The 26,732-nt window shown below is 56.9% G+C and carries 25 protein-coding genes, 1 tRNA gene and 1 pseudogene; 8 read left to right on the top strand and 19 right to left on the bottom strand.

Annotated features, from left to right (window positions below; genetic code table 11):
* Positions 1 to 7: 7 nt before the first annotated feature.
* From ACR0A1_RS18650 to ACR0A1_RS18625, 6 genes are all read right to left on the bottom strand, one after another.
* Positions 8 to 2,212, bottom strand: coding sequence for a HEAT repeat domain-containing protein (locus ACR0A1_RS18650; RefSeq protein ID WP_480868752.1), 2,205 nt, complete (start codon positions 2,210 to 2,212; stop codon positions 8 to 10).
* Between the two features lie 143 nt (positions 2,213 to 2,355).
* Entirely contained in the window at positions 2,356 to 5,037 is a 2,682-nt protein-coding gene (locus ACR0A1_RS18645; protein ID WP_480868750.1) for an arsenate reductase (azurin) large subunit, read from the bottom strand.
* Between the two features lie 13 nt (positions 5,038 to 5,050).
* Positions 5,051 to 5,620: an arsenate reductase (azurin) small subunit gene (locus tag ACR0A1_RS18640; RefSeq protein WP_170425700.1), complete on the bottom strand. Its 570-nt coding sequence runs from the start codon at positions 5,618 to 5,620 to the stop codon at positions 5,051 to 5,053.
* Between the two features lie 5 nt (positions 5,621 to 5,625).
* Complete coding sequence (locus tag ACR0A1_RS18635) at positions 5,626 to 6,810, bottom strand: cytochrome-c peroxidase (protein WP_480868748.1); 1,185 nt, start codon at positions 6,808 to 6,810, stop codon at positions 5,626 to 5,628.
* Positions 6,811 to 6,821: 11 nt separating this feature from the next.
* Entirely contained in the window at positions 6,822 to 7,928 is a 1,107-nt protein-coding gene (locus tag ACR0A1_RS18630; RefSeq protein ID WP_480868746.1) for a cytochrome-c peroxidase, read from the bottom strand.
* A gap of 159 nt (positions 7,929 to 8,087) precedes the next feature.
* Positions 8,088 to 8,342: a BolA family protein gene (locus ACR0A1_RS18625; protein ID WP_170398480.1), complete on the bottom strand. Its 255-nt coding sequence runs from the start codon at positions 8,340 to 8,342 to the stop codon at positions 8,088 to 8,090.
* 107 nt (positions 8,343 to 8,449) lie between these two features.
* On the opposite strand from ACR0A1_RS18625, the gene ACR0A1_RS18620 reads away from it, so the two are divergent.
* The gene (locus ACR0A1_RS18620; RefSeq protein WP_170398478.1) at positions 8,450 to 9,073 is read left to right on the top strand and encodes a DnaJ domain-containing protein; all 624 of its coding nucleotides are present in this window, start codon (positions 8,450 to 8,452) and stop codon (positions 9,071 to 9,073) included.
* 33 nt (positions 9,074 to 9,106) lie between these two features.
* Here ACR0A1_RS18620 and dld read toward each other — a convergent pair whose 3' ends face one another.
* The 3 genes from dld to ACR0A1_RS18605 all read right to left on the bottom strand — a co-directional run bounded on the left by dld (position 9,107) and on the right by ACR0A1_RS18605 (position 14,051).
* Complete coding sequence (gene dld, locus ACR0A1_RS18615; protein WP_480868744.1) at positions 9,107 to 10,789, bottom strand: D-lactate dehydrogenase; 1,683 nt, start codon at positions 10,787 to 10,789, stop codon at positions 9,107 to 9,109.
* A gap of 14 nt (positions 10,790 to 10,803) precedes the next feature.
* Positions 10,804 to 12,870 carry a TRAP transporter large permease subunit gene (locus ACR0A1_RS18610; RefSeq protein WP_480868742.1) on the bottom strand — a complete coding sequence of 689 codons (2,067 nt, stop codon included), beginning with the start codon at positions 12,868 to 12,870 and terminating at the stop codon, positions 10,804 to 10,806.
* A 128-nt stretch (positions 12,871 to 12,998) separates the two neighbouring features.
* Entirely contained in the window at positions 12,999 to 14,051 is a 1,053-nt protein-coding gene (locus ACR0A1_RS18605; protein WP_170513809.1) for a TRAP transporter substrate-binding protein, read from the bottom strand.
* 330 nt (positions 14,052 to 14,381) lie between these two features.
* Between ACR0A1_RS18605 and ACR0A1_RS18600 the strand changes: the two genes are divergently transcribed.
* Positions 14,382 to 15,155: a FadR/GntR family transcriptional regulator gene (locus tag ACR0A1_RS18600; RefSeq protein ID WP_170408227.1), complete on the top strand. Its 774-nt coding sequence runs from the start codon at positions 14,382 to 14,384 to the stop codon at positions 15,153 to 15,155.
* 68 nt (positions 15,156 to 15,223) lie between these two features.
* Here ACR0A1_RS18600 and ACR0A1_RS18595 read toward each other — a convergent pair whose 3' ends face one another.
* The 10 genes from ACR0A1_RS18595 to ACR0A1_RS18550 form a co-directional block, all read right to left on the bottom strand.
* Entirely contained in the window at positions 15,224 to 15,973 is a 750-nt protein-coding gene (locus tag ACR0A1_RS18595) for a hypothetical protein (protein WP_170425690.1), read from the bottom strand.
* Positions 15,974 to 16,117: 144 nt separating this feature from the next.
* Complete coding sequence (locus ACR0A1_RS18590) at positions 16,118 to 16,711, bottom strand: GNAT family N-acetyltransferase (RefSeq protein WP_480754693.1); 594 nt, start codon at positions 16,709 to 16,711, stop codon at positions 16,118 to 16,120.
* On the bottom strand, positions 16,704 to 17,102 hold the full coding sequence (locus ACR0A1_RS18585) for a ketosteroid isomerase-related protein (protein ID WP_170398462.1): 399 nt from the start codon (positions 17,100 to 17,102) through the stop codon (positions 16,704 to 16,706). Before ACR0A1_RS18585 ends, ACR0A1_RS18590 begins: the two co-directional genes overlap by 8 nt.
* 2 nt (positions 17,103 to 17,104) lie before the next feature.
* Positions 17,105 to 17,557 (bottom strand): arsenate-mycothiol transferase ArsC, encoded by a 453-nt coding sequence (locus ACR0A1_RS18580; protein ID WP_170398460.1) that lies wholly within the window; start codon positions 17,555 to 17,557, stop codon positions 17,105 to 17,107.
* A 3-nt stretch (positions 17,558 to 17,560) separates the two neighbouring features.
* A complete protein-coding gene (locus ACR0A1_RS18575; RefSeq protein WP_170398457.1) occupies positions 17,561 to 18,040 on the bottom strand; it encodes a UPF0262 family protein in 480 nt (159 codons plus the stop codon).
* A 98-nt stretch (positions 18,041 to 18,138) separates the two neighbouring features.
* Positions 18,139 to 19,440, bottom strand: a complete 1,302-nt coding sequence (hisD, locus tag ACR0A1_RS18570; protein WP_170595202.1) for a histidinol dehydrogenase — start codon at positions 19,438 to 19,440, stop codon at positions 18,139 to 18,141.
* Between the two features lie 60 nt (positions 19,441 to 19,500).
* Positions 19,501 to 20,022, bottom strand: coding sequence for a GNAT family N-acetyltransferase (locus ACR0A1_RS18565; RefSeq protein WP_480868738.1), 522 nt, complete (start codon positions 20,020 to 20,022; stop codon positions 19,501 to 19,503).
* Complete coding sequence (locus ACR0A1_RS18560) at positions 20,019 to 20,495, bottom strand: DUF2948 family protein (RefSeq protein ID WP_170425681.1); 477 nt, start codon at positions 20,493 to 20,495, stop codon at positions 20,019 to 20,021. The genes ACR0A1_RS18565 and ACR0A1_RS18560 overlap by 4 nt, the downstream gene beginning before the upstream one ends.
* Entirely contained in the window at positions 20,492 to 21,760 is a 1,269-nt protein-coding gene (gene murA / locus ACR0A1_RS18555; protein ID WP_480868736.1) for a UDP-N-acetylglucosamine 1-carboxyvinyltransferase, read from the bottom strand. The genes ACR0A1_RS18560 and murA overlap by 4 nt, the downstream gene beginning before the upstream one ends.
* A gap of 6 nt (positions 21,761 to 21,766) precedes the next feature.
* Positions 21,767 to 21,922, bottom strand: a complete 156-nt coding sequence (locus ACR0A1_RS18550) for a hypothetical protein (RefSeq protein WP_170513789.1) — start codon at positions 21,920 to 21,922, stop codon at positions 21,767 to 21,769.
* 83 nt (positions 21,923 to 22,005) lie between these two features.
* On the opposite strand from ACR0A1_RS18550, the gene ACR0A1_RS18545 reads away from it, so the two are divergent.
* The 6 genes and pseudogenes from ACR0A1_RS18545 to ACR0A1_RS18520 all read left to right on the top strand — a co-directional run bounded on the left by ACR0A1_RS18545 (position 22,006) and on the right by ACR0A1_RS18520 (position 26,720).
* Positions 22,006 to 22,080 (top strand) — tRNA-Thr (locus ACR0A1_RS18545).
* 125 nt (positions 22,081 to 22,205) lie between these two features.
* A pseudogene (locus ACR0A1_RS18540) lies at positions 22,206 to 22,340 on the top strand (DUF6538 domain-containing protein); the annotation flags it as partial.
* Positions 22,341 to 22,382: 42 nt separating this feature from the next.
* Positions 22,383 to 22,577: a hypothetical protein gene (locus ACR0A1_RS18535; protein WP_480868734.1), complete on the top strand. Its 195-nt coding sequence runs from the start codon at positions 22,383 to 22,385 to the stop codon at positions 22,575 to 22,577.
* A gap of 1,009 nt (positions 22,578 to 23,586) precedes the next feature.
* On the top strand, positions 23,587 to 25,083 hold the full coding sequence (locus ACR0A1_RS18530) for an alkaline phosphatase family protein (protein ID WP_170566766.1): 1,497 nt from the start codon (positions 23,587 to 23,589) through the stop codon (positions 25,081 to 25,083).
* Positions 25,076 to 25,303 (top strand): hypothetical protein, encoded by a 228-nt coding sequence (locus tag ACR0A1_RS18525; RefSeq protein ID WP_170398438.1) that lies wholly within the window; start codon positions 25,076 to 25,078, stop codon positions 25,301 to 25,303. Before ACR0A1_RS18530 ends, ACR0A1_RS18525 begins: the two co-directional genes overlap by 8 nt.
* Entirely contained in the window at positions 25,272 to 26,720 is a 1,449-nt protein-coding gene (locus tag ACR0A1_RS18520; protein ID WP_170566762.1) for a hypothetical protein, read from the top strand. The genes ACR0A1_RS18525 and ACR0A1_RS18520 overlap by 32 nt, the downstream gene beginning before the upstream one ends.
* Positions 26,721 to 26,732: the final 12 nt, after the last annotated feature.

The raw sequence follows: 26,732 nt of genomic DNA, 5'->3' as shown, positions 1-26,732 counted from the left end.
TCCGGTTTCAGACCGCCCGGTAGGGGTCTCCCAACAGGTCGGCCAAAGCGCTGATCAACACCGGCCACTGGGCGCGGCGGTTCTCGTCGCGCAATCCGGCCAACAATTCGCGCCCAATGGACACCAAGGCAGGGGCGCTGTCATTGACATAGGTCACGATCCGTTGCTCAGGATTGGCCAGAAGGAAGGGTACGATGGCCGCACCTGCCTGATCCGGGGCCGTTTCAGACAAAAGCCGCATCGCCGCCTGCCGTACCGGGGCCGAGACATCGTCCAGCAAGCTGCGCGCCACATCGGCCGTCCCGTCCCAGCGGGTCAGAATCTGCATGGCGTCGATACGAAAGGCAGTATCTCCGGTTTTCAGCATAGCCCGCAATTTGCCCCGCAGCGCATCCTGCGGTGGCAGGTCAGCCTGTTGCAGCAGGTTCAGCGCTTGCAGAGACAGATTGGCATCGGTATGCGAAAGCCCCTGTGTGATCAGCTCGATCAAATGCGACTGGTTCAGTTCGGACCCGTTGCGCGCGACCGACAAGCCCAGTGCCGCCAGCGCCTGCGCGGCGATCTCGGTCTCGGGGTCCTGCGCGATCTGGGCCAGCATGATCTGCATACCTGTGACGTCGCCCAGCAGGCGGATGGCCGAAATGCGGGTCTCACGCTCCAAGGCTTCGGCATTGTCATCCAACGCCACGCGGCGGCGTTTGGGATGGCGGGTGGCCTTGACCAACAATGCCTGCTCGCGTGGCGTCAGGGGGTGCAGGTCATCATCCTCGGCCTCTTTCTTCATCTCTGCCGCGATAGCGTCATGGCCAAGGATCGCGCCGAGGCTGGAGGTAGGGCCGTTTTCACCACCGTCGGATACATCCAGCCCTGCCTCTTCCAGCGCGGCGATGTCGGTTTGCGGGGCCTCTTCCTCGTGCGCGTCTTCGACCACGCTCATCGGTGCGAGCGCGAAGGACAGCAGCAATTCGCGGCCCTGCTGCTGGTTCACATGCGGGCGGTCGGTGTCAGTAACAATCATCGCCAGCGAGGCCACGGCCTTCAGCCGCACCGACCGGAAGGGCGCGCGGCAGGCGCGTTGCAGCCATTCTGCCGCCTCGCGCAGGGGCGAGGTCGCCAGCGCGTCGACGATGGCCCATTGGATACGCTCGGCCTTGAGGTCGTCCGCCTCGACCGAGAACAGCGCGTTCAGCCGATCTGCCACCAGTTGCGGGGCCAACGCCGCCAGCAGGCCCAGCGCCTGCGCCGAGACCTCAGGCTGTTGTCCGGTTGCGAGGAAATCCAGCACCTGCCAGCGCAGGTCGTCTTGATCAACGATAGGCTGGCTGCGGTCCAGCCGGTCGATCAGCGCCAGTTGCACCTTTGCGCCGGGGTCGCGCATCATGCGGTCCAGCAGTTCGGGTTCGGAAAGGCCGGACTGGTTCAGCGCTGCGTTGCGGATATCCTCGACCGCATCTGTCAGGGCCTGTTCGACCAGCGCCGGGTCGTTCGGCATCAGCGCCTCATAGGCGATCAGACGCACGGCCCCGTCCTTGTCGGTGGTGGCTTTGCGCAAGATGGCTTCGGCCTCGGGTCCTCCGATGGTGGCCAGCGTGCGCAGAGCGCGGTGACGCAGACGGCGGTTCGAGGATTGAGCGAACACACCCAAGGTCGGCACGGACGGCGTACCGATCTGGCCCAGCGCTTCGCAGGCCACATCCCCCAGTTCTTGCCCGTCTTCGTCCATCAGGGCCATGACAATGGGTTCAATCGCAGCCGCATCGCCCATGCGACCTAACGCTTTGATCGCCGCGATCTGAGTATCCAGCCAGTCGTCCCATTCATCCTGATGCAGCTCGTCCTCGTCCCACGTGATATCCTCGCCGCGTCCAGTGACGAGGGTGCGCAGGTACCGCGTGGCGTCCTTGGCGTTCAGCTGTGCTAAGGCGGTGACGCAGGCCAGTTTCACCTCACCGCAGGGATCGTGGATCAGGTTTTCCAGCAGTTGCGGCGCGGCCTCCGTTACGCCCAGCGCGCCCAGCGCTTGGGCTGCGTCTTGACGGACGTCTTCGTCATCATCCAGCAACGCCTCGACCAAGGCCGGGCTGTTGCTGGCTCCAATGGCGGTCAGGGCCTGAATGGCGCGCAGGCGGATCACGTCATAATCGGATTTTGCGTAGTCGGAGAACAGGCTGGTGGCCTCGTCACGCAGGGCGGTATCGGAATGCATGTTCATATCAGGTCTGCCATGTTTTGCGTTGGGACGGGTTGGGTAAAGTGGAAGACAGGTTTCCCAACCGAAGCCTGCCTTCCAGGTGGTCCCTTCTGCAGCGGGACCGGACCCGAGGGGCGGCATGGCGTCCGCCCCCCGGAAAAGCGTCAGGCGATATCGCGCGGCGCGAAGGACATCGTGCGGAACGAGGTCTTGTAGGGGCTCGGCCCCAGCTTGCGGACCTTGGCAACGCCCATCTTGTAGTTGTAGTTGCCGCTGATCCAGTCGACGATCCGGCCCTCAAGCGCGTTGGCGGGCTGCTGCATGTGCAGGAAGTCCATGTAAACGACGCTTTTCTTTATGGCGGGCGTAACCATGGCCACGGCGGTGATCGCCGCTTTGGTCAGTTCGATATGCCCGTTCTCCATCAGTTTCGAGAACTGGAAGTCGTCGCCTTCCACACCGAGCAGCGTGTGCTTGTTACCCGGAACGCGCTCCGAATAGACCATCACATAGTCGCCGCTTTCGATGCCACGCTCGGCCGCATCGTCGGGGTGAATCTCGACCCAGTTTTCCGGCCAGCGCTGCACGATATAGGGGCGGCGGCGGTCGTCGAAACCGGACTGCCAGCGTTCGTTGATCCGACCGGATGTGGCCCACAACTCGCCTTCGTCCTTGTTGGGTTTCAGCCATTCCCAGTAATCCGAGAACAGGTCCCACGGCGATTTCTGGATGTTGCACTTGCCGGTCTGGCTGTTGAAGTGCGTCAGCTTCTTGTTGAATACATCCGCACCAGCCGCACCGGTATCAGGCAGCGTGCGGGTTGTGTCATGCAGACGCTTGGTTTCAATCAGCGTGACACCGTCGGCATCCAGCATGACCGGGCATTGCACACCATCGGTGCCGAATTCTCGGACCTTCTGGTGCAGACCCTTGCCCTCTTTCTTTGCCAGACGTAAGACCGCGTGGAAGTCCTTGCGCGACCCGCGCGTAAAGCGCACGGCCTCTTCGGCGACCTCGTTCGAGTTCTGCCAGTCGAACCCGTCAAAGCCCATCCGCTGTGCCAGTTGCGCAATGATCCACCAGTCGGGCTTGGCCGCACCGGGCGCATCATAGAACTTCTGGTACAGGCGCAGGCGGCGTTCGCCGTTGGCGCGCAGAAAGTCCTCTTCGCCCCAGGTCGCTGCAGGGAACACGATGTCGGCATAGCGGTTGCCGATCGGATCCTGCAGATAGATGTCCTGGTCGATGACCACCATACCGCCGCTGTCGGCGCGGGCCTTCAGCGCGTCGATCATTTCTTGTTTGTCGAAAGACGCAATCTGATGCGGGTTGCGGACGGTCAGTTCCTCGAACTTGTCAGCTAACTGTTGCGAACCACACATCGCCTGAATCCATGTGGTGCCGATCACATGGGCCATACGGGTATGACCTGCAATCAGATACCGGTCCGTATCCATGGCGCGGCGACGGCGACCCGGCAGTTTCTCGGGCGACTTGTTGCGCGGGTATTTCCCGCCCTTCACGCCGCCCCGCTGGTGACCACCGGCCCGGCCAATCACCTGACCCGGACGACCACCACAGCCGCAGATGATGCCCAGAGCCGAGATCGCCTGCGTGTTGCCGGTGTTGTTCGACCAGTAGAACCCTTTCTCGATCATGACCGAGGTCTTGGGCCGGGTGCCATCCGCCTTGGGCTTGGCAAGCCATTCGGCGGCAGTATAGATTTTCTGCACGTCGATCTCGGCCATGGCTGCAGCGGTTTCAGGCGCGAATTCGTCCTGCGACAGCAGCCATTCTTTCCAATCCTCAAAGCCTTTGGTCTGGAACTTGCCCCAGGTCGTGCGCCACTGCCATGGCGTGTTGCGCGTACCCTGACCGAAGCCCGACGAGCTTTCCCATTTGTTGTTGACCCATTTCTTGATCCAGTCGCTGTCTTCCCAGCCATTTTCCACGATGACGCGGGCGATGGCGTTGACGACCAGAAGGTCGGTGCCGGGCAGAACGTCGATATGCAGGCCACCCATCTTTTCAGCATGGGCCACACCGGCAGACCGGCGCGGAATCAGATAGATCTCTTTCTGACCGTTCTGCATCCCCTTCATCATCCACTGGGTATATAGGATAGTCTTGGTCTCATACGGGTCGGTGCCACAGACCAGAAGGGTTTCCGCATCCCGCCAGTCCTCGTACGAGGGACCAAAGTTGTCGAAACCCGCGTCCCGGAAACCGGGGGTCGAGGTCACGTCGGACGGCGTGTCGTGGAAGGTGAAGTTCGCGGTGTTGATATGGCGCAGCGCGTATTTCGAGATCGCATAGGTGTTCTCGATATATTGATAGCTGAAGGTTTTTACGCCATAGGCATTGGTACCGTGCTTGGCGATCACGTGGTTGCCCACCTCAGCCGCAACATCCAGCGCCAGATCCCACGGAACCGGCATCAGCGTGCCATAAATTCGCATCAGCGGCGTCTTCAGACGGTCACGAGTGGGCGTCTGCGGGTTGTAGCATTTCTGCGCGATACACCCGCCCCGCAGAGAGCTGTCGCCGTCGGTGTTGACGTATTGCGTGTCCTTGTCGGGGATGATCACAACGTGGTGCGGCTGACCTTTGTGCAGGACGATATTGTGTTGGTTCGGCGCGACCCAGGCACCCAGCGGTGCAACGGGGAAATCCTCGCCAAAGGCGTTCTCGTCCGCGGTGGGGCCGCCGGGTTTGGCCGTCACGGGCCAGCGATAGACTTTGTAACCACAAGCCACGATGCAGTAGTCGCAGGCGGTCGAGATGACCTCGGCCCCTTTGGGCGGCAGCGGAACGTTGGTTTCGGGTACGTAATACGGGGTTGCCATGATTCCGCTTCCCTTATGCAATGAGGTTGTCGTAACGGCCGTAGATCAGGCCGAACATGCCAACGGCGTAGATGTCATCGCCGTCCAGTTCCAAAAGGACCTGCGGCAGCGACTGATAGGCCTGCCCCGAGACGAGGATGCCGTGCCGTGTCACGTCATAGGTGGACAGGTGCAACGGGCACGGGCCCAGCACCTTATGTTCAGGCTTGTAGCTGTCATACATCGACCCGCCCTGATGGGTGCAGGTGAGGTTGAAGGCCACAACATCCTTTTGCGGACCAATGCCGCCGCCGCTTTCCACGCCGGTTTTCACAAGGATCGAGTCCGAATAGTCGCCCTCGTCCGGGTAGTAGAACTCGACCGGCACATCCTGTTCCAGTTCGGACAGTTTGCCGATCAGCTTGCGCGGATAGGTCGATACCAATGCGGGCACCTGTTCGGCCTGACCGTGGCGGGTAGGCATGGTCACCATCACGGCAAAGGTGGTGGCACCCGAGGCGAACAGGAACTGGCGGCGGTTCACGGTGCAGGCCTTTTTGGCCTCGCCCGAACAGCTGCATCCGGTTGCGTTATGATCTTTCATGACGCTTACTCCTCTGCTGCCGCGGGAAGCGGCTGGTAATCCGGCAGATCAGGTTCTTCGACCAGAATCTCGTCACCGGACAGGGATTTCAGGAAGGCCACCAGATCCGCTTTTTCTTGATCATTCAGGCCAAGGGGTTGGATCAGCGGGGATTTGTTTTCAGCGAACTCATTCTCGCCGCCGCCCTGGTTGTAGAACTCGACCACATCCTCAAGCGTCTCCAACATGCCGTTATGCATGTAGGGTTCGGTATAGAGGGTGTAGCGCAGGCTTGGCGTGCGGAACTTACCCTTGTCGGCCTTTTCCTTGGTACGGAAATAGAAGCCGGGGTCGTCCTTGGTGTGGCGGTACATCTCTTCGGTCGAGCCTTTGGCATAAAGCTCATACCGGAAGGTGACTTGCGCCAGACCATCGTCCTGCCAACCGTCATAGGCGGGCACACCGGTGTTGTAGTATTTTTCATCCGACAGCAACGCGCCGTTATGGCATTCGGAACACTGCGCCTTACCGGCGAACAATTCCAGCCCGCGTTTCTGCTCGTCGGTCAGCGCCGCGTCATCCCCACGGAGATAATTGTCGAAGGGCGTGTCGGTCTGAACGATGGTTCGTTCAAACGCGGCAATAGCCCGCCATGCATTGCTGATACGCGGCCACTGATCGCCGAAGACATCGTTGAAGCGTTCGACATATTCGGGAACGAAGGCCAGGCGCGCCTCCATCATGTCGGCCTCACCGTTGCCGGCGACCGCACCGCCTGCGGCGGATTTGGCCTGGTTCTCAAGGCTTTTCGAGGAACCTGCCCAGAACAGCTTGCCGTAATAGGCCGAGTTCACGATGGTCTGGCTGTTGCGCCAGTGGGTCGTGCCCGGATAGCCGAACGAGATCGGTGCCTCGACGTCCCAGCCGACATCTGGCATGTGACAGGCCGAACAGGGCGTCGACGGATTCCCGCCAAGACGGGCATCAAAGAACAGCATCTTGCCCAGTTCGATCTTGGCGTCGGTTTGCGGGTTGTCCAGCGGGATCGGCGGCTCGCCCAGCGCCACCAGCGGCGAGTCTACATCGGGGTCTGCGCCACCGATGCCGGCCTCAATCTCCATGCTGGTTTCCGCAATCGCCTGTGCACCTAGGACGGCAAACAGGGCAGCGGTGGCGATTGTGCCTGAAAGGTAAGACTTTAGGTCTTTCATGGGTCCACTCCTCAGTTTGTCGCGTCTTGCCAGTTTTCGATCGGCGCATAATCCGTATCGATGTCCTCGGCGACGAAGTCCGGGCCGGTCAGCGGCTCACCAGACAGCGCCTTAAGGAAGGCCACCAGCTGTGCTTGTTCGGTCTCGCTGAGGCCAAGCGGCTTGATGCGCGGATCCTTGTTTTCATCTTCGCCACCACCGGCGTTGTAGAAGGCCACCACATCCTCGAGCGTCGCAATCGAGCCGTTATGCATAAATGGCGCGGTATAGATCAGCTCACGCAGCGTGGGGGTCATAAACGTGCCGAAGGTATCGGCGGTGTGAGTGCGGATATACGCACCGGGGTCGGCGCGCAGGTTCATGTAATTCTCGACGCCGAGGAACTTCATCATGGTCACAAAGGTGATGCGACGTTCCGGGGTCGCCCAGATATCGGGGTTGTCGCCCACGCCGATATTGTGCGGCAGATCATCCGTGAACCGCTCGCCCGAGTGGCAGGAATTGCAGCCGCTGGCATTGAACAGCTCATAGCCCGCCTTGGCGTCTTCCGACATCTCGCCGGTATCGAACGGCGCGCCGCGCGAAATTAACGTTTTCAGATATTCCGGGATGGCGTTACGGACCCCGCCGTTCGACGGCTCGCCAAATCCGGCGGCTTCGAACATCTCGACATAAACCGGATCTTGCTTGATGCGTTCCTGCATCAAACGCATATCCATGTTCATCGAGTATGTCTCGGTGATGCTTTCGCGGGTCGCGTCGTTGAGGTTGGTGCCAATGCGCCCGTCATGGAACCACGCGGCGCGCTTGGCGCTGTTAATCAGCGTCGGCACGTTGCGGAAATGCAGGCTGCCGGCATAGGCATCCGATAGGGCCTGCCCGTCGGTAAAGCCGTTTTCCGGCTGGTGGCAGCTGGCGCAGGACAGTTCGGTGTCGCCAGACAGGCGCGGGTCAAAAAACAAACGTTTGCCAAGTGCCGCCTTGGCTTGGTCGAACTCAATGGCTTCTACCGGGCCCGGCTGTTCCGCCTGGGCATGGTGAACCGGGAACGCAACACCCACCGACAGCAATGAAACTGTCGACAGTGCCGAGAACCACGTTCTGGCTTTGGTCATCATTTAAAAAGCCCTCATTATCCGCAAATCTGATCGCTCCGGTTAACCGGAGATCGACGAGGCGAATATTAGAGGGTCATGTATCGCGATGCCTTGATCGAGATTAAATCCGCAGAGAATTGGCGACGTAATCGTCGCTTATCTGAACCAAGGCCGCGACTGTCAGACGTCGATATCCAGAGCAAGCGCATGGATACGGGGGACTATATCCCCCAATGCCGTATGTACTGCGCGATGGCGGGCAACGCGGGATTGCCCCTCGAAAGCCGCAGAACGAATAAGGACGTTGAAATGACTCTCACCGCCCTCCTGATATCCAGCGTGACCACGATGGCTCTCGCTGTCGTCAACCACCTCCAGCTCACGCGGGTTAAATGCTGCCTGCAATCGTTCACGGATTTCGTCGGTCACGCTCATTTTTATGCTCAACGGCAAATAAATTGCCGTCCCCCTCTTCTACTTTCGGCTGCTTAGATTAAACTGCTGCCTCCGAGTCGAAAAGATGCCTTCGTGAGGTTGTGCAGATGGTAAAGTCAGATCCCTTCGGATTCGATATGTCCGTGTCGAGCGCTAAGAAAAAGAAGCCGCGCGGCCGTCGGGGTATGTCAGGTGCGTCCGAAACTTCGGTGCGAATCTGTGATCATGAGGGCTGTGAAGAACCCGGTAAGTTTCGCGCGCCCAAAGCTCCGGACGTGCTGGATGATTTTTTCTGGTTCTGCCAGCAACATGTGCGCGAATATAACCAGAAATGGAATTTCTTCGACGGCACCACCGAGGCCGAACTAAACGCGCAGCGTTCGAAGGACAAAGTGTGGGAGCGTGAGACCAAACCGATGGGCGACCCTGAGGCCCGTGCCTGGGCACGTCTGGGGATCGAGGACCCGCATCAGGTTCTAGGCGAAAACGCCACCAAAAATCCCGGCCGCGCCAATTCCGGCGGTCGACGCCTGCCTCCGACCGAGCGCCGCGCGATTGAGATCCTCGAAGCGCAAGATAGCTGGTCGAAGGCAGAGATTCGCAAAGCCTACAAGAAGCTGATCAAAGTGCTGCACCCGGATATGAACGGTGGTGACCGATCTCAGGAAGAGCAGTTGCAAGAGGTCGTCTGGGCCTGGGATCAGATCAAGGACAGCCGCAGCTTCAAGTAGTATCCAACGGATACGGGTCAGCGGCGTTCCGTCTCACGAATAGTGCTTGTTGCGGGACATCTTTCCGATTCCCGGGTTCATACTGTTCGTGGGATCGATCGACTTGTAGAAAGCTGCCAGATCGGGTTTGGCTGCATAGAGATGGCCAACATTATGTTCCGCCGGGTATTCAGCGCCGCGTTTGTCCAGCAACTTTAGCATTGCGGCCTTCAACGCGTTCGGGTCTGCGTCTTTCTTGACGATGTAATCCTGATGCAGAACATGACACATGAAGTGGCCATAGTAGAGTTTGCCGACCAGTTGATCCGCGATCTCAGCTGGCAAATCTTCGAACCAGTCGACATCATTGCGGCGCAGAGCGATATCTAGGGCGATGATATCTTCCACTTCGGCTGCATGAACCTTCATATAACGAATGGCTGCACCTGCGGCAGCAAAACGATGTAGCCCAGCGATCTTTGCCTCACGCAGGTCGCATTCAAAGAAATCCAGCTTGTCTTCGGCAGTCATGTCATTGAGTAGATCGCGCGCTTCATCGATACCGCCATCGCGCATTTTGAGTATGAGGTGATGCGGATACCGATCCCGATAGGCCCGCATCCGGCGCGGTAGGATATCGGGCCAAAGTCGCATCGCGAACTGCATGAAACGATCGGTAAAATTGCCGAGAACCGGTATGCCTTCCAAACGCGCGTCCACCGCGCCCTTCAGCGCAAAGAAAGTGGGCAAACGATCGGTGCCCAACTTGTCAATCATCACCATGGTGTCTTTGCCATAGCGGTCAGAGATATCGAATACCTCCTCATGCATGTATTCAGCACTGACCGGCAGGGTTTTGAAGTTGGACAGGATTCGACGGCGCAATTCCGTGAATGCCTCGGTGTCATGCGCCCCGACGTAGAAAGTACGCTCTGCTTCGTTCTTGGCATATGTATCCAGCCGAACCGCAAAAACCGCCAGTTTACCCGCGCAGCCCGCTGCTTCGTATAGACGCGACTTGTCAGCGTTAAAGCGTGCTGGCGTTTCAGCATCTACATTACGCACCCGACGGGCGTAATCGGTGTCAGAGGCTTTGCGATTGTCGGTCTCGATATCAGTTGCTGAGAAATCACCGTTCTGCAGCCGGGTCAGGATTTCTTCGGGCGTATCACCCAACTGCATGCCCAGATGATTGACCAACTCAAGCTCGCCGTCCTGAGTGATCCGCGCGTACAGTGACAGCTCGGTATAGGAGGGGCCGCGCTCGACCAGCGAACCGCCCGAGTTGTTGCACACCCCGCCAACGACTGAGGCACCGATGCACGAAGATCCGATCACCGAATGCGGCTGGCGGCCAATCGGGTCCAGCAGCTTTTCCAGCGCAAACAGTGTGCTGCCCGGAAAGCTGATGACCTGTTTGCCTTCATTGATCAGATGCAGATCGTCCATCCGCCGCGTGTTGATCAACACTACATCACGATCGTAGCTACCCTTGGGCGTAGACCCTTCGGTCAGGCCGGTATTGGCGGCTTGCATGATGACGATTTTGTCGGCGGCAACGCAGGCTTGAAGCACCTGCCATTGTTCCAGCAGCGTGGCGGGTTGAGCCACCGCGAGCGCGTCCCCTTCACCTGATCTGAACCCCCGGCGAAAGCGGCGGGTGCTGCGCGACGAAGTCAAAACGCGCCGCCGCCCACAAATGGCCTGAAGACGCTTGATCAGATCGGCATCGTTCATCCCGCTACCCTCCGTTAATACGCGACCGAGGGCAACCACGTGGCCAGTTGCGGCCACAAGAAGACAAAGAACAGGCCGGTCAGCTGCAGGATCACGAATGGGATAATCCCTTTGTAGATGTCAGTCAGCTTGATCTCGGGCGGGCAGACCCCTTTCAGATAGAAAAGCGCAAATCCAACCGGAGGTGTCAGGAAAGAGGTCTGCAACGTCACCGCCACAAGGATTACGAACCACACCAGCGCAGGTTCATCGATGACACCGAAGCCGTCGATATCCAGGCCCAGCCCGTTCACGATGGGGCGCATCAAGGGCAGAACGATGAGCGTGATCTCGATCCAGTCCAGCACGAAGCCCAGCAGGAAGACGATGAACAGGATCATGAAGACAGTGCCATTTGGGCCAAGCCCGGTACCGTGGATCATATCCTCGATCAGCGCGTCGCCGCCCAGTTCGCGCAAGACATAGGAGAACACCGTCGCACCAAGGAAGATCGCGAAGATATAGGCGGTGGTGTTGAACGTTGCTTTCAGCACGTTGATCAGCTTGGTCAACGTCAGTTTGCGATATCCAAGCGCCAGCAGGGTTGCCCCCAGCGCACCCACGCCCGAGGCTTCGGTCGGTGTGGTCAAACCCGCGAAGATCGAGCCCAGCACGGCGAGAATCAGGGCCAGCGTCGGCAAGACTGCAATCAGCACGTCCTTGACTGCGTTCCAGTCAGGACGGGTTGCGCCTTCGGGTACTGGGGCCACGTCGCGTTTGATCAAGGCGATGACAAAAATATAGGTCAGGTAGAGCGCGCCAATGATCACGCCGGGGAACACTGCAGCCATAAATAGGTCGCCGACCGATAGCGCCATCTGGTCCGCCATGATGACAAGCATGATCGACGGCGGGATGAGGATGCCCAGCGTGCCTGAAGCGCTGACCACACCGGCGGCCAATGAGGGGCTGTATTTCTGCTCCATCATCGACGGCAGCGAAAGCACGCCCAACAGAACCACAGACGCCCCAATGATCCCGGTCGAGGCGGCCAGAATGATGCCGATCATCGTTACCGTGATCGCCAGCCCGCCGCGCACCGTGCCGAACAGGCGCTGCATCGAGGACATCAAACGCTCGGCCACGCCGGATTCGTCCAGCATCAGGCCCATGAAGATGAACATTGGCAGCGCGACCAGAACCGCATTCGACATGGTGGCATAGACCCGGTTCACCACCGCGCCCAGCGTCAGATAGTCCAGACCGGTCAGCGTTTCCTCAAGCCCGGTCCAGTTCATCAGGCCGTTGTCGAACAGATAGGCCAGACCGCAATAGGCAACACCAACCCCGGCCAGCGTCCATGCCACCGGGAAGCCGGTGAAAAGCAGCGCGATGAAGGTCAAGAACATCGCGATGACCAGTTTTTCCTCGGTCGTTTCCACCAGGAAGGTCAGCGCGGTCGCCACCAGAGCAAAGCACACCAGCGCCCAGACGATCAGACGCAGGCCCTTGCCCTGCCGTTCCTCGTCGAGATTGACGAACAGGGCGTGCACATCGTGGATCAGCCGTGCCGCCGCAGCCAATGCCAGCAATACAAAACTGGCCGGGATCACACCTTTCAAAGCCCAACGCGCGGGCAGGCCGGTGGGGCTGTCCGAGGATTCGTTGACCCTCCAGCTTTCGTAGAAATAGTCATAGCCCTGATCGATCATCAGATAGATGAACGGCACGAGCAGGGTGAAAATTCCGATGATCTCGATGATCCGGCGCGCGCGCTGGCTGAGCTGCATGTGCAGCAAGTCCACCCGCACATGACTGTCAGTAACCAAGGCATACGAGATACCGACCATCGTCACCAGACCATAGAAATGCCACTGAATCTCATCCAGCTTGGGATAGTTCTGGTTCAGCAGATAGCGCATCGCCACTTGCGAAACGATGGCCGCAACCAGCAGCAAGTTGGCCCACATGACCACATGACCCACCGCCTTGACGCCGTTGTCGATGGCAACGGCCAGTTTCTGGCGATCGGGCTCCCCATGCTCAAGGATGCTTTCATAGACTTCAATCGGGTCGTCCTGATGACGCTGTGTCTCGGCCATGGTCTCCTCCTCAAGAGTTCGGCAGTGGGGACGTGAATGCGCCCGGGTCGTTGGGGAAAATAAAGAAAATCAGAAGGGTCCGAGGGCGGCGGAAGGAAGCCGCCCCCGGATAATCGCAAGCGGCAAATTTACTTGCGGGGGAGGAATGCGTTCTCTTTCCAGACCGCATAACCGTCACGGAATTCGTTCATGTCGGCCAGAACCTTGGCAAAGAATTCGTCGTTGGCGGCCTGTTCTGCGGCAACCTCTTCCCAGGTCGCGCGGAAGGTCGACAGCATCTCGTCGTTCCACTGCTTGATCTGAACACCATTGTTTTCAACGTTGTCCAGCAGCGCAGCGTGTTGGATCGCCTCACCTTCGGCAAAGCTGTCAGCCATCGAAGCCTTACAGGCATTTTCGATGATCGCTTTGTGCTGATCGCTGGCTTCGTTCCAGACGTCCTTGTTGATCATCAGTTCAAACACCGTCGCTTGCTGGTGCCAGCCGGGGAAGTAGTTGTACTTGACCAACTTGTGGAAGCCGAGGCGTGCGTCGATGGCAGGCATCGAGAATTCGGTCGCGTCGATCGCGCCTTTTTCCAGCGCCGGGAAGATTTCACCTCCGGGCAGGAGCGAGGTGGCCACACCCAGCTTCTGCATCACTTCGCCACCCAGACCGAAAAAGCGCATTTTCAAGCCGTTCAGGTCTTCGGGGCTGTTGATCTCATTCGCGAACCAGCCCGAGGTTTCGGGGGCGATGATTGCGCAGGGAATGACATGGACGTTGAAGCCTGCCTGATCATACATCTCCTGATACAGGTTCATGCCGTTGCCATAGTACAGCCACGCCATGTATTCGCCCGCCTCAGGGCCAAACGGAACGGCCGAAAACAGCGGTGCAGCCGGGATCTTACCCGCCCAGTAGCCGGCGGTGGTATAGCCCGAATTGATCTTGCCTGAAGACACCGCATCCAGAATTTCAAACGGCGGGACCAGCTTGCCCGGTTCGTAAACCTTCATCTTCAGCGTGCCGCCGGACATCAGGTCCAGCTGTTCGGCCACGCGCGGGATCGGCGAGCCGAGGCCCGGTAGAGCGGTTGAAAACGCGATTGGGGTTTTCAGCAGCATCTTATCCGCCGCGTGGGCAACCGGGGCTGCCAGCAGCGAGGCCGCAACGGCAAGCGATGTCAGGGTGGTCTTCATGGGTTCTCCTCCAAGGTAAAGATCAGCCGGTGGTCTGGCTGTCACTCTCGCCGCGAGCACGGCTTAAGTGGTAAATATTATTTACCTTGTCATTCAGTCAACAATTTAATTTACCAATTTGGCTACGCCGTGGTGATGTGGCTCATAACCAAGATTGACCTTTCATAACCCGGAATTTTCGAATAATTTTGTGACACTCAATAAAAACATACGCTTATACGCGCAGCGAGTATCCGTATTTTTGGGTAGTTTTTCTTGCAATGTCGAAAGCTAGTGGTAAATATTATAAACAACTTCGACGATCTCTAATCTAACTACCGGACAGGAATTATGAGCACGAACAGCCTCTTTGATCCCGTTGGTCACGAATCAATTGCCGATGCGGTCGTCGCACAAATCGAGACAATGATTGTTGATGGAATCCTGAAAGAGGGTCGCAAAATCCCGTCTGAACGGGAGCTTGCGGAAGCCCTAGGCGTTTCACGCCCCAAGCTGCGCGAAGCACTCCAAATCCTCGAAAATCGCGGCTTGGTGACCGTGCGACATGGCGAGGGCACCTTTATCGCCCCACTGACCGGTCGTGCTATGTCGCCCGCCCTTCTGTCTCTCTATGCCCGGCACGGCAGTGCTTTCTACGATTATCTTGAATACCGGCGCGAGCAAGAGGCCTTTGCCAGCCGCCTCGCCGCACAGCGCGCCACACAGTCCGACAAGGAACGGATTGCAGAAATCATCGATGAAATGCAGCGAGCCTGGGAGAATGACGATCAGGATGCCAGTGAAGAGGCTGATTTTCGACTGCACGCCGCCGTTGTCGATGCGAGCCAAAACACGACCCTTATCCACATGATGGCATCCATCTATGACCTCACGCGCCAAGGCGTGTTCTACAACCGCCGCTTCCTGCGCTCGATGGACGGCACGGGTGAAGCACTGCTTGATCAGCACAAGGCAATCGCGCAGGCCATCATCGATGGCGACCCGGACCGTGCAGAAACCGCCGCACGCACGCATATGGATTTCGTCGAGGATTCATTTCGCGTTGGACAAGAACAACAAGCTCGCGAGATCCGCGCGGCAAAACGGCGGCAGTTTTCGGATTGAGGTCAAAAACAGAGGCGTATTTTTTTGTTCTACGGAAAAGTCCACCGCACGACGTACAGAGCCTTGGCTTAACCTTTCTCGACCGGTTCTCGCCTCAGGCACTTTTTCAAGTCTACTTCCAATGCACTGAGGTTTATGTCTCCAGCTCGCAGAGCGTCCACGTCATTGGCTCCTTGCCTCGTCAAACCAAGGTTTTTGAGCAACGTGTTCCAGTCCGGTACGTCCCGCTTCAATCCCGCGCGCAGCAAAACCTCAATTTTTCGAATGTACCAAAGGGTCAGAGAAGACACACGAATGTCAGGTGGAGTGTCCACAGGCACATGGGCGGCAATCGCAGTACTTGCACATGCCATTGACTCGGATGCCACGTAGAAAGCCTGCGCCGCGCTGTTAGGGTTTACGTATTTAACGCCTTCATTGATCAAAGCTCCACCGGCCAAGACCAAGGCCAGGTCTTTCCCTGAGATCGAGGCCGCACTTCCAAGCGCGGCACCGCCTGCTACAGTGATCAGTGCCGCCGCTGTCAGGTCCCGATTGCGCGCTGCTTCGTCGCCCAGCCTTTTGTAGGCATCTGAAAGTTGCAGCGCGTAATACGACGTACGAATAGGACCGCGTTCAAGCAACAGGCTGGTGGACTGAAATGTTTTTGGTGCCGTTTCAAACGCACCCCCGATCCCTACAGCGTGCTGGATAACGTCTCCCGATGTATTCGACAGCACGGTTTGCTCGGCATTAAAGGCCCTGTTCTCGTAGGCACAACCGGTGATCAAAGTCAGCGGCACCAAGGCCGGAATCAGGCGATTGAAAACGGACTTCATCAAATTTCCCCATGAAAACGCGCAATTGAATAGGTGAAACTATACAATCATAGGGTGTTTCAGGCAAATTCGGCCGCACATGTCATCGCCAACTCACAATGCCACAACCCGTTTCAAACACCCGGCGCGACGCGCATGGATGGCTTATAAATCCCGAATCCAGAATTGAAGCGGCTTTTGGGTTTCGCAATCGTCGCCTCGATCCTTCCACGAGAATAGCGCCACGACGCCAGGAAGCGGCGCATATCCCCGCGCGCGCCAGAAGGCATCCAACGGGCGGTAATGATCTGGTCGCATGGGGTGGTCGTCAGGGCGTACTACACTGCAGAAGGCGCTTTTGGTGAATCCCATCGCATGGGCGTGGGCTTCGCGCAGATCAAAGAACGTATGGCCTGCTCCCTGCCCGCGATACTCCGGCAGCAGAACCGATTCTGCGCAATAGAAGATATCGCCCAGCGATAGGCCCGAGCCTTCGAACGCGGCCGCGAAATCGTCGGCGTGATCCGTCAAAGGTGCACCCGTCGAAGCACCCACCAAAGTATCACCGTCGAACGCTCCGACAACGATGGCCATGGCGCTATCGACGTAGGACTGCAGGTATTTCCGCTCATACTTCAGATCGCCATCATAGAGATATGGCCAAGCGTGAAATACGTCGATCCGCAGGCGCGCGACTTCATCCAACGCGTCGACCAATGTCGATCCGGTCATTGCGCGGACCTGCGAAATCTCAGCCATTCGAGACCTGTTTGGTCCAGTCCGCAAGGTTGTAAAACGTGGTCACGCGGGTGATCTTGCCGTCGTTAAGGTCAAAAAACGAACCCGCAGGCAAGCGGTAAGTCTGCCCATACGCTTCTGGCAGACCTTCATCAGTTTCCAGATAGGTTCCGTTGACGATGAACTCAGCCGCAGCACGGGTACCGCCTTCGGCTTCAAAGATCACGATATCCGTCAGGTTCTCGCGGTAGCAGCGGTTCATATGCGCGCAGAAGGCGGCAAATTTCTCTTTGCCGACGCGAATCTGACCTTCGTTGACATGATGGGCCACGTCATCCGACAGGCAGGCCAACATGCCATCCACGTCACCGGCATTGAAGGCATCAAAGTAAGTTTTCACGGTCGGGTTCATGGTCACTCCGTCGGTTCACCCCAGCGGTCTTTCAGATGCGCGATGATCTGATCTCGGGTTTGTCGATAATGACGTAGCTTGTCCTCGCGGGTTTCACCTAGTCCGGTAGGGTCCATAATTGGCCAATAATCGACATCCAGGTGAAAAAAACGCGTCAGTTCCAGCGCTTTTCGCTGGCTGGCGGGTGACAGGGCCACGATCAGATCAAATGAACTGAGGTCATCGCCCCATTGCTCCATTTCGTCAAAAGAACGCGAGCGGTGACGGGACAGCTCAACGCCAATCTCCTGACAGGCTGCGATGCAGAACCCATCGATCTCAAGATCGTTATGCACACCGGCGGATTGCACATAGGTGCCGGTGCCGTAAAACTTCTTCATGATGCCTTCGGCCATGGGTGACCGAACCGAATTGTGGTCGCAACAGAACAGAATGGACTGCGGCAGAGGCGTCACCCGTTAGCCTCCAAAATGAAGGACGCAGATGAGCGTAAAAAGGCGGCGGGCAGTATCAGTATCAACCTCAGCTTTGCCTTCCAGCCTTTCCTGTAACACGCGGCTGCCTTCGTTGTGGATGCCGCGCCGAGCCATATCGATCGTTTCGATCTGGCTGGGCGGCAGTGTTTTCACCGCATCGAAATAGCTCTCGCAGATCTGAAAATAGTCTTTTACGACCTGCCGGAATGGACCAAGCGACAGATGAAACTCAGCCGCCTTCTCGCTGGCTTCGGTGGCGATATCGAAAACCAGTCGCTTGTCACGGATTGATAGCTGCACATGGTAGGGCCCGTCGGGGATCATCCGATCGTCGCGCGCTGGCAGCGTGAACGAGTTATCTTCAAGCAAATCATATATGGCGACCTTCCGCTCCTGCTCGATCTCCGGTGTCGGCGGGGGCAGATTTCGGTCGTCCAGTTCGATATGCGAAATACGGGTCATCTTAACGGTCACAATCCTTGCGTCTGCACAGACCTATAACAACGATTTTCATTGAGCAACGTACAGAAGCGCCATGCGTGCCAAGTCATTGCGTCACTTCAGCCATTCAGCCGGTTAAGGCGCGCCGAAACGGACAGGCCATGCGCTTCGAGGCTTTCGGATTGCGCAAGCGTTTCAGCCGCCGGGCCGATGGCGCGCAAAGCTTCGGGTGTCATCTGGCTGAGCGTTGTGCGTTTGAGAAAATCCATCACGCTAAGGCCAGACGAAAAGCGCGCCGAACGCGCTGTGGGCAGCACGTGATTGGGGCCGCCGACATAATCGCCAATGGCTTCGGGCGTGTACTGGCCAAGGAAAATGGCACCGGCATGGATCGTTTGCTGGCTTAACGCCACCGGGTCGGCCACGCAGAGTTCCAGATGTTCGGGCGCGATGCGGTTGGACAACGCGGCAGCCTCGTCCAGATCGCGCGCAGTGATTACGGCACCAAAGTCGCGCCAGCTGGCCCGGGCGATGGCGCGGCGTTGCAGGGTCTCAAGACGTTTTTCCACCGCTTGCGTCACGGCTTGACCAAATTCTGCGTCATCCGTGATCAAAATGGATTGGGCGCTTTCGTCATGCTCGGCCTGGCTGAGCAGGTCCAGCGCGATCCAGTCGGGGTCGTTGTCCTTGTCTGCAATGACCAGAATTTCCGAGGGGCCCGCGATCATGTCGATGCCGACTTTGCCGAATACACGGCGTTTCGCGGCGGCCACGAAGGCGTTGCCCGGGCCGGTGATCTTATCGACCGGCGCAATGGTTTCGGTGCCATAAGCCAGCGCGGCCACAGCTTGCGCGCCGCCGATGCGATAAATCTCATCCACGCCCGACAGTTGTGCCGCCAGCAGGACCAGCGGGTTTGCCTGACCCTCAGGTGTGGGGACGACAATGGCCAACCGGTCTACGCCCGCCACCTTCGCAGGTATTGCGTTCATCAAAACCGACGACGGGTATGAAGCCAATCCGCCCGGCACATAAAGCCCCGCAGCCGACACCGCCGACCAGCGCCAGCCGAGTGTTGCGCCTGCCTCATCGGTCCACTGATGATCCTCGGGCATCTGCTTTTCGTGATATGCACGAATGCGTTCTGCTGCCAGTTCCAACGCGGCGCGGTCCTGGGGCGTGACCTGCGCGACGGCCTCGGCGATCTCATTGGATGAAAAGGCCATGGTCTCGGGCGTCAGCTCCAGCCGGTCGAATTTCGCGGTAAGTTCGATCACCGAAGCATCACCACGGGTCCGCACATCATCGATGATCTGCGCCACAACCGCATCCACATCGGGGCTGTCCTCGCGCTTGGCGGACAACAGCGCCTGAAATGCAGTTTCGAAATCGGCGGAGGTCGTATCGAGGAAAGCGGGCATGTGAGAGACTCCGGAAGCGTTTCAACGGGTCTTATCGCCCGGGCCGGGTGGCCTCAACCCTTAGGCCGCTGGGTGCAGCGATTTGCGCATCGGGAATTGGGGGATGCCGTGCCATTCCGTCGGGTCGCCGACATCATGCCAGCCGTGCGCCAGATAGAACGAATGTGCCGTTTTGGTCGCGTGCAGATGCGCCTCAGAGGCGCCACGTGCTTGCAGTTCCTCTTCCAACCGGTGCAGCAGCGCTGCACCGAGCCCGCGCCCTGCGTGATCGGGATCGACATAGAGCAGAGATATCTCACCCTCGCCACTTAAACCGCCCACTGCAGTAACCACTCCTACTTGCGTAGCGACCCAAAGGATTGCTCCATTATCGATCCAGTTTCGGACCGAAGCCGGATCCTTATTGGCAGACCAGCGGGAAAGGTTTTCGGGATTATCTAGATGATCCGCCCGACAGAGGTCACGGATCGATCGGATCAGAACACGGCTGATGTCGAATACATCAAACACGGTTGCCCGCCGCACCGCGATGCCGCGTGGCGGATTCGGGAAGGCCTGAGCGATGCCACGTTTATTCTTCACTCGGGGTGATGGGGCGCTTGTCCAGAAGGCGCCTTGTAGGGACGCGTCACATCCTTGAGCGTTGCATCGATGGCCTCAACCGACAGGCGGATCGCGCCGTCGCCTGCCAAGGTCAACAGGATTTGTCCCGCACCATCCTCGCTTGACTCGAATTCGACCGAGAGCAGAGACAGGATCATGTCCTTGTCGCTGCGGTCGATGCCCTGACTGGCTACCGACAGAACCGAGCCGAACATCAAAACGGCCTGCACCCGCTCGTAGGCGCGACCGCGCCGGGCAGCGGCATCCTTGTCTTCCCAACGAAAGCGATTGAGCAACAGCGCAAAGCGGCGCTGGCCGGGTTGCCATGTCATCTCGGTCACCGGGAAAACCGCATCCTGCGTCAGGGTCGCAATCACCTGGAGATCATCCGCATCCTCGGCTCCGAGGTTCAGCGGTGCCTCGCGGCCATCTTTGAAACTTGCGTCTGTCATTGACCCTTAATCCGTTCGATCTTTGCGCCCACGCCTTCCAGCTTGCGCACCACATGTTCATATCCGCGGTCCAGATGATAGACCCGGCTGACAACCGTCTCACCTTCCGCCGCCATTCCGGCAAGGATCAGCGAGACCGAGGCCCTCAGGTCTGTCGCCATCACCGGAGCACCTTTCAATCGTTCGACCCCGGTTACGGTGGCCGTGCCGCCATGTACCTCGATATTCGCGCCCATGCGCACCAGTTCGGGCGCATGCATAAAGCGATTCTCGAAAATACGCTCTTCAAGCACGGACACACCCTCGGCAGTGCACATCAGCGCCATCATCTGAGCCTGCAGATCGGTCGGGAAGCCGGGGAAGGGTTCGGTGACCACATCGACCGAGGTCACACGCCCGTTCTTACGAGAAACTTTTAGCCCCTTGTCGGTTTCAGAAACACTGATCCCCGCCGCATCCAGCTTGGCGGCGAAGGATTCGACCAGCGACATGCGTCCGCCCAGCAGCTCAACCTCGCCCCCGCAGATCGCCGGGGCCAGCATATAAGTGCCCAGCTCAATCCGGTCGGTCACCACCTGATGGGTCGCGCCGTGCAGACGATCGACACCCTGAATTTCGATGGTCGAGGTCCCCTCACCCGAAATCTGAGCGCCCATCTTGCGCAAGCATTCGACCAGATCGACAATCTCGGGCTCGCGCGCGGCGTTTTTCAGCACCGTGGTGCCCTTGGCCAGCGTGGCGGCCATGACGATGTTCTCGGTCGCGCCAACCGAGGCAAAGCGCATCTCATGCACAGCACCTTTCAGCCCGCCCGACGCCTTCGCGTGCAAATAGCCATCTTCAAGCTCGATCTCGGCGCCCAGCGCCTCAAGCCCTTCGACATGCAAATCCATCGGGCGCGCGCCAATTGCACATCCACCAGGTAGCGACACCACGGCCTGCCCCAGCCGCGCCAGCATCGGCCCCAACACCAGGTTCGAAGCGCGCATTTTTCGCACGATGTCATAATCCGCCGTGTGGCTGTTCAGGTCATGGCTGGACATCGCAATGACCTGACCATCCTGCAGCGAAGACACCTCGGCCCCCAGCGACCGCAGCAGCGCCGTCATGGTCTTGATGTCACTCAAACGCGGCGCATTGGTCAACGTCAGCGGTTCTTCGCTGAGCAAGGTCGCGGGCATCAGCGTCAGACACGCATTTTTGGCCCCCGCAATGGGAATCTGCCCGTTCAGCGGGCCATTGCCCGTTACCAGAATCGAATCCATTTGCTCTTATCCCTCGTCCTTGCCGGCTTTGTCCCCGGAGGTGGCTCGCGCCTTGGCCTGAGCCTTGCGCCGCGCCATATTCGCTTTTAGCGCCGCCTTTAGACGGTCTTCGCGCGTTTCCCCGGACTTGCCGTGTTTTTTAGGTGAACTTTTGTCTGCCATTGCCTTTCTCTACAGGAGTAGAAAAAAACCGTCCAGACACCCTTGCGCCGCGTTTCGTTTGAGTCTAATCACCCGCCCACAGCGCTGCTGTAGCTCAGAGGTAGAGCACTCCCTTGGTAAGGGAGAGGTCGAGAGTTCAATTCTCTCCAGCAGCACCATGATTTCCTTATTTACATCAGAAACTTACGATAAAACAGCGGCTTGCGCTTGCAGTCTCCTACATAGGAGTTCTACACAGTGACGCTTATCATGCCTACACCAGGCAAAGACAAAAAACAGCGGAATATACTACATCAGGGTGCGAGTTCCGGCGGACCTTAAGGGAATCGTCGACCGTGCCGAGGTGTCAAAGTCACTCCGCACCAGAGACCCTGCAGAGGCCAAAGAGAGATTTGCGGCTGAATACGCCAAAATCCAAAAGCAGTGGGCGTGCCCGCGGTCAAAGCCTGAAACCCTCCCTTTGAAAAAGATCGTTGCTCTTTCTGGTCGCGTGTATTTCCGCCTGATGGAAATGCTAGATAGTGAACCGGGTGAACCTGAGATATGGAACCGTGTACTGCACCTGAGCCAACAAGCGGAAGCTACCGAAGGCGCTATTAAAAAATGGTACGGAGATGTGCTGACGAGATACTGGCGGAAGAAGGTATTGCTTTAGACGAACCGACGCGTGCGCGATTACTACGTGAAGTCCACAGGTCTTGGATTCAGGCGGCTAGCCAGCAGTTGAAGAGAACGGAAGGCGATTTCACCCCGGACCCTCAGGTCATGCGTTTCCCCGAATGGGAACCCGAAGGCGTATCAAAAAAAGGCGGCAGAAGGCCCAGCACTCACCCATCTCACGGAGCGGTGACAGAAAGACCACCTGAGCAACGGGAATGTATGCAACGATTGAGACTTCGCTCATAAGAAAGACACGTTGGCTGCCTATCCGGAGCACGAGGATATCTCTCGAGTAAGGCCTAAGGACATTGCAGATTAGTGTGACTACCTTCGAGACGAAAAAGGATTGAAGCTACCGATGGACGATCAATAAGCGCCCTTTAGGTACCGACGAGGTGCAGTTCTGTCTTTGCACTAATGCATGCCGCTGCCGCCTCATGGAACTAAAGCGGTACGTCCACATGGGTGATGACGTGGTGGACGATTATGACGACTTTGAACCAGCTGCGGAATGGCCAGGGCCTGGGCTGAGATCTCCCGTCAAGGTGCCAGACCGGTCTATTTCAATCTGATCCCTACGGGACCTTTTGGTCACCATCGAGACGGGTGGCTCTGACGTGCAATGCTCCTCACGTTAGGCAAAGTGGTACCTCTTTCCCTGCCAGAACTTCAATCTGTCGCAATTTCGTGACTGCCTCCCCGGGCTTCGATCGCCTGTCTGCCATGTGCCTCCTCCGGTTTCCTAAACATAGTGGAGGACCAGTCCAACGGAAGAAAACCAAATCACTAGAGCCCGCGAGCTAGTTCCAATCAGATTGCATCGAAGACCGATCTGCAAAACACGTTAAAAATCTCTCGGAACTGTCTCTAGCTACTTTTCAAAAGCCCTAGTGTGTAGTACCGGTCCCTCTCGAGCTCTCAACCAGCCTTAACCACCCGCAATTGAAGAAAATGGTACTTTTCACTAAACACTCGTCTGAAGACCGAAAGTTGATTTCTCTGCAATGAATAATCGCAAAAGACTCATGGGTATTTTCTTAAGCGCATTCATATTAGTTGTAGCGCTATCGATTTTTACGCTGGATACAGTTTTCAGCGCTAGAAATGAATTTCGCCCCGTTGAGTTGGACTACATCAGAACAGCCTTTCTGGCCTGTTCTTCCGCCCTTATTGCAATGGTTGTCGTTGCAAATTTGTTGCCTTCAAAGCTTGCAATTGCGACCCGAGCTCTGACGGGTGTGCTTTTCGCTGCCGCTGTTTTTTCGATTAATTGGTCGATGGTCGAAGCATTCGTATTGCTTCCGATGATAGCAATGGCTGGCCTTTGCCTCCTTGCGATCTATTTGACTTACATCGTTCTGAGCTTGGGTGTTCGGGGCCGGGCAATAGTTGCTGTAATCGTGGCTGTGATTTTCATCCTTGTCCCTGGGCGGGACATGCTGGATGCGAATGGAGAGGCTGAAAACACAGAGTTTCCAGGCATCGAAGATATCACGTTTGATACAAAACCAAATGTCTATCTTATCTCGTTTGACTCAATTCACCCCAAAAGCCTGACATCTCGCTACATGGGCATTGAAGAGACAGCTTTCCACGAACCGGTTTATACCAGAATGGACAGGTTCGAGAATCTGTTTTCGGTCCGTGTCCCCACAAAATATGCGATGAATCTAATGCTACGGATGGAGGTTGATGAATTTGATCGCGGCAAACGTAAAAGTTTTGAACTCTATACGGGTAAGTACGACGGTCGACTAAACGCAATTTTCCGCAACAATGGTTACGAAATCAACACGGCCTATGCCGGAAAATACTTTGGGACCGAACAGGGCAGCTATGTGGATCGGTATCATATTCCGTCGCGAACAGCGGGCGCGTGCGAATTCAATGATAGCAAGTTTCGACAGGTGTCGTTGTTTGGTCTCTGCCGATTCATCGACAAAAACAAGTCCGATACAAAGGTCGACAAAGCAGCACATGTACTTGATTTCGTGTCTTATCTGTCACGTCAAAAGGAGCCGCAGTTCTTACTGGCCTCCATCTACTCCCCAGGTCACACCGGCAAAGACTTTTTGATCGAAGACGAAGAAGCCGATGCCGCTTACAATGACTTCTACCTGGAGCGTTCTTTGGAAGCACAGCAAACGTTGAACCAGCTTCTGGACCAGCTTGAGCGGGAAGATCCCACGGCGATTCTTTATATCTTCGGTGATCACGGCCCTTGGCGGAGCCGGGGAACTTGGGAGACCCGTTTTGCGAAAGATCCAGAGTTCTTTGTACATGACCGTTTTGGGATATTAGGGGGCGTTTTTCCGAAGGGACGTTGTAAAACCTATGTGGACCTGAGAAATGAGCAGACGTATACGACGAGCGTTCAAGGTGCGGAAGCAATCTTAAAGTGCCTGACCGAGGGTCGCTATCAGGAACTGGATCAAGTCTATAGAATCAACCAAAGCGTTGACGGCGTAAGTGATAAATTCGAGGACTATGTATATGAATAGCCGCAAGAAATTGGCATTGCTCATCATTGCCGCTGCCATTGTGCACCCATCCGTTGCTCTGGCATACGTGGATCCAGGTTCGGGGAGCGTCATTGTAACCACAATTCTCGGGTTCTTCGCAGCGATTGCTTACACGTTCCGCAAATACTTCTATAAGCTGAAGCGAAAGATATTTGGCACAAAAAGCGATGAAGAAGACAGTCGAGCGCTCGATGACTAAGGCAAACAGCGGCTCCTTTCGTGACCCCAGCAGCCGTGTATATACAATTGACTTACCCGAAAATGGCAGTTCTGCGATTTTTCGAGGCGTCGACAATAAAACGCTTGAGAACTTCAAAAAGCTCCAGACTGAGCCCTTCTACCAACAACTTGAAATCGAAAAGCGCGTTGTAAAAACCAAGCTTTGCGCGCCTGACGATCCTGTTGCAAAGGAAATCCTAGAAGCCGGATGGGCAGGTGTGATGCAGCATGAGCCTGTCTCGATCGTTTCTTACTCTTACGAATGGTCGTTCGCCATGCTAAGACGAGCGGCTCTATTGCATCTGCGTATCTTGACCGACGCGCTGGAAGCTGGGTGGACCATTAAGGACTCAACACCTTTTAACATCCAGTTTGAAGGTACGGCACCAGTCTTTATTGACATCCCATCGTTTGTGCCTTGGCAGGAAGGCGAACCCTGGTTGGCATACCGACAGTTTTGTTGCTGTTTTCTGACGCCGTTGATGATGCGTAGTCATCTGGGCATCAATCACCTTCCATTATTACGGTCCTACTTGGACGGTATACCTCCGGTTGAGGCTGCGAACTTTTTCAGAGGTTTCTCCCGTTTCAAGCGCGGTGTCGCTAGCCACATCATGCTACCTGCTCGCGTAGAAAAGCGGATTGAGGCGCGTGAACGCGATGCCGTTCCCGCTCAGGACCGAAGTCAGCGCAAAGTCAGTCGAAAATACGTACTGGCACTTGTTGAAAGTGTAACGCGACTGGTCAAGTCGCTCTCTGTGAACATCGAGCACACGGACTGGTCGGAATACGACAAAACCCACACTTACGATGACGAGGAACTCCAAGCGAAAAAAGGTTTCGTACAAAAGTTCGTACAAGAAAAGAAACCTTATTGCCTAATGGATATCGGCTGCAACACAGGCACTTTTTCAAAAATTGCTGCGGAACATGCAGACTTGGTCATTGCAGCTGATGGCGACCACGATGCGGTCCAGAAACTGTTTATGCATGAATCCAGTCACTCGGTGCACAACAACATCTTGCCGTTAGTGCTGGATTTGTCCAACGTCTCCCCCAATCAGGGATGGGCAGGCAAGGAACGCTCTTCATTCGACAGTCGCGCCAATCCAGATGCAATTCTGGTTCTGGCCCTTGTCCACCACATTCGGATTTCTGCCAATATCCCGATGGCATTATTCCTAGACTGGTTGCGGTCTTTCAATTGCGACATCGTTATTGAGTTCGTTGATCGGCACGACGAGATGGTCGTCAAATTGCTGCAGAACAAAACGGAACAGTATCTGGATTACGACCGCGTGGCCTTCGAGCACGAGCTAAAAGAGCGCTTTAAAGTGCGTACTTCCAAAGACCTCAAAGGCGGTAAGCGCGTGATTTACCATATTGAGCCACAGTGATAGGGGATGTTG

The organism is Ruegeria sp. D6, assembly GCF_056534365.1.
The sequence above is the reverse complement of the archived record's forward strand: the minus strand, read 5'-3'. Positions and strand labels throughout refer to the sequence as shown.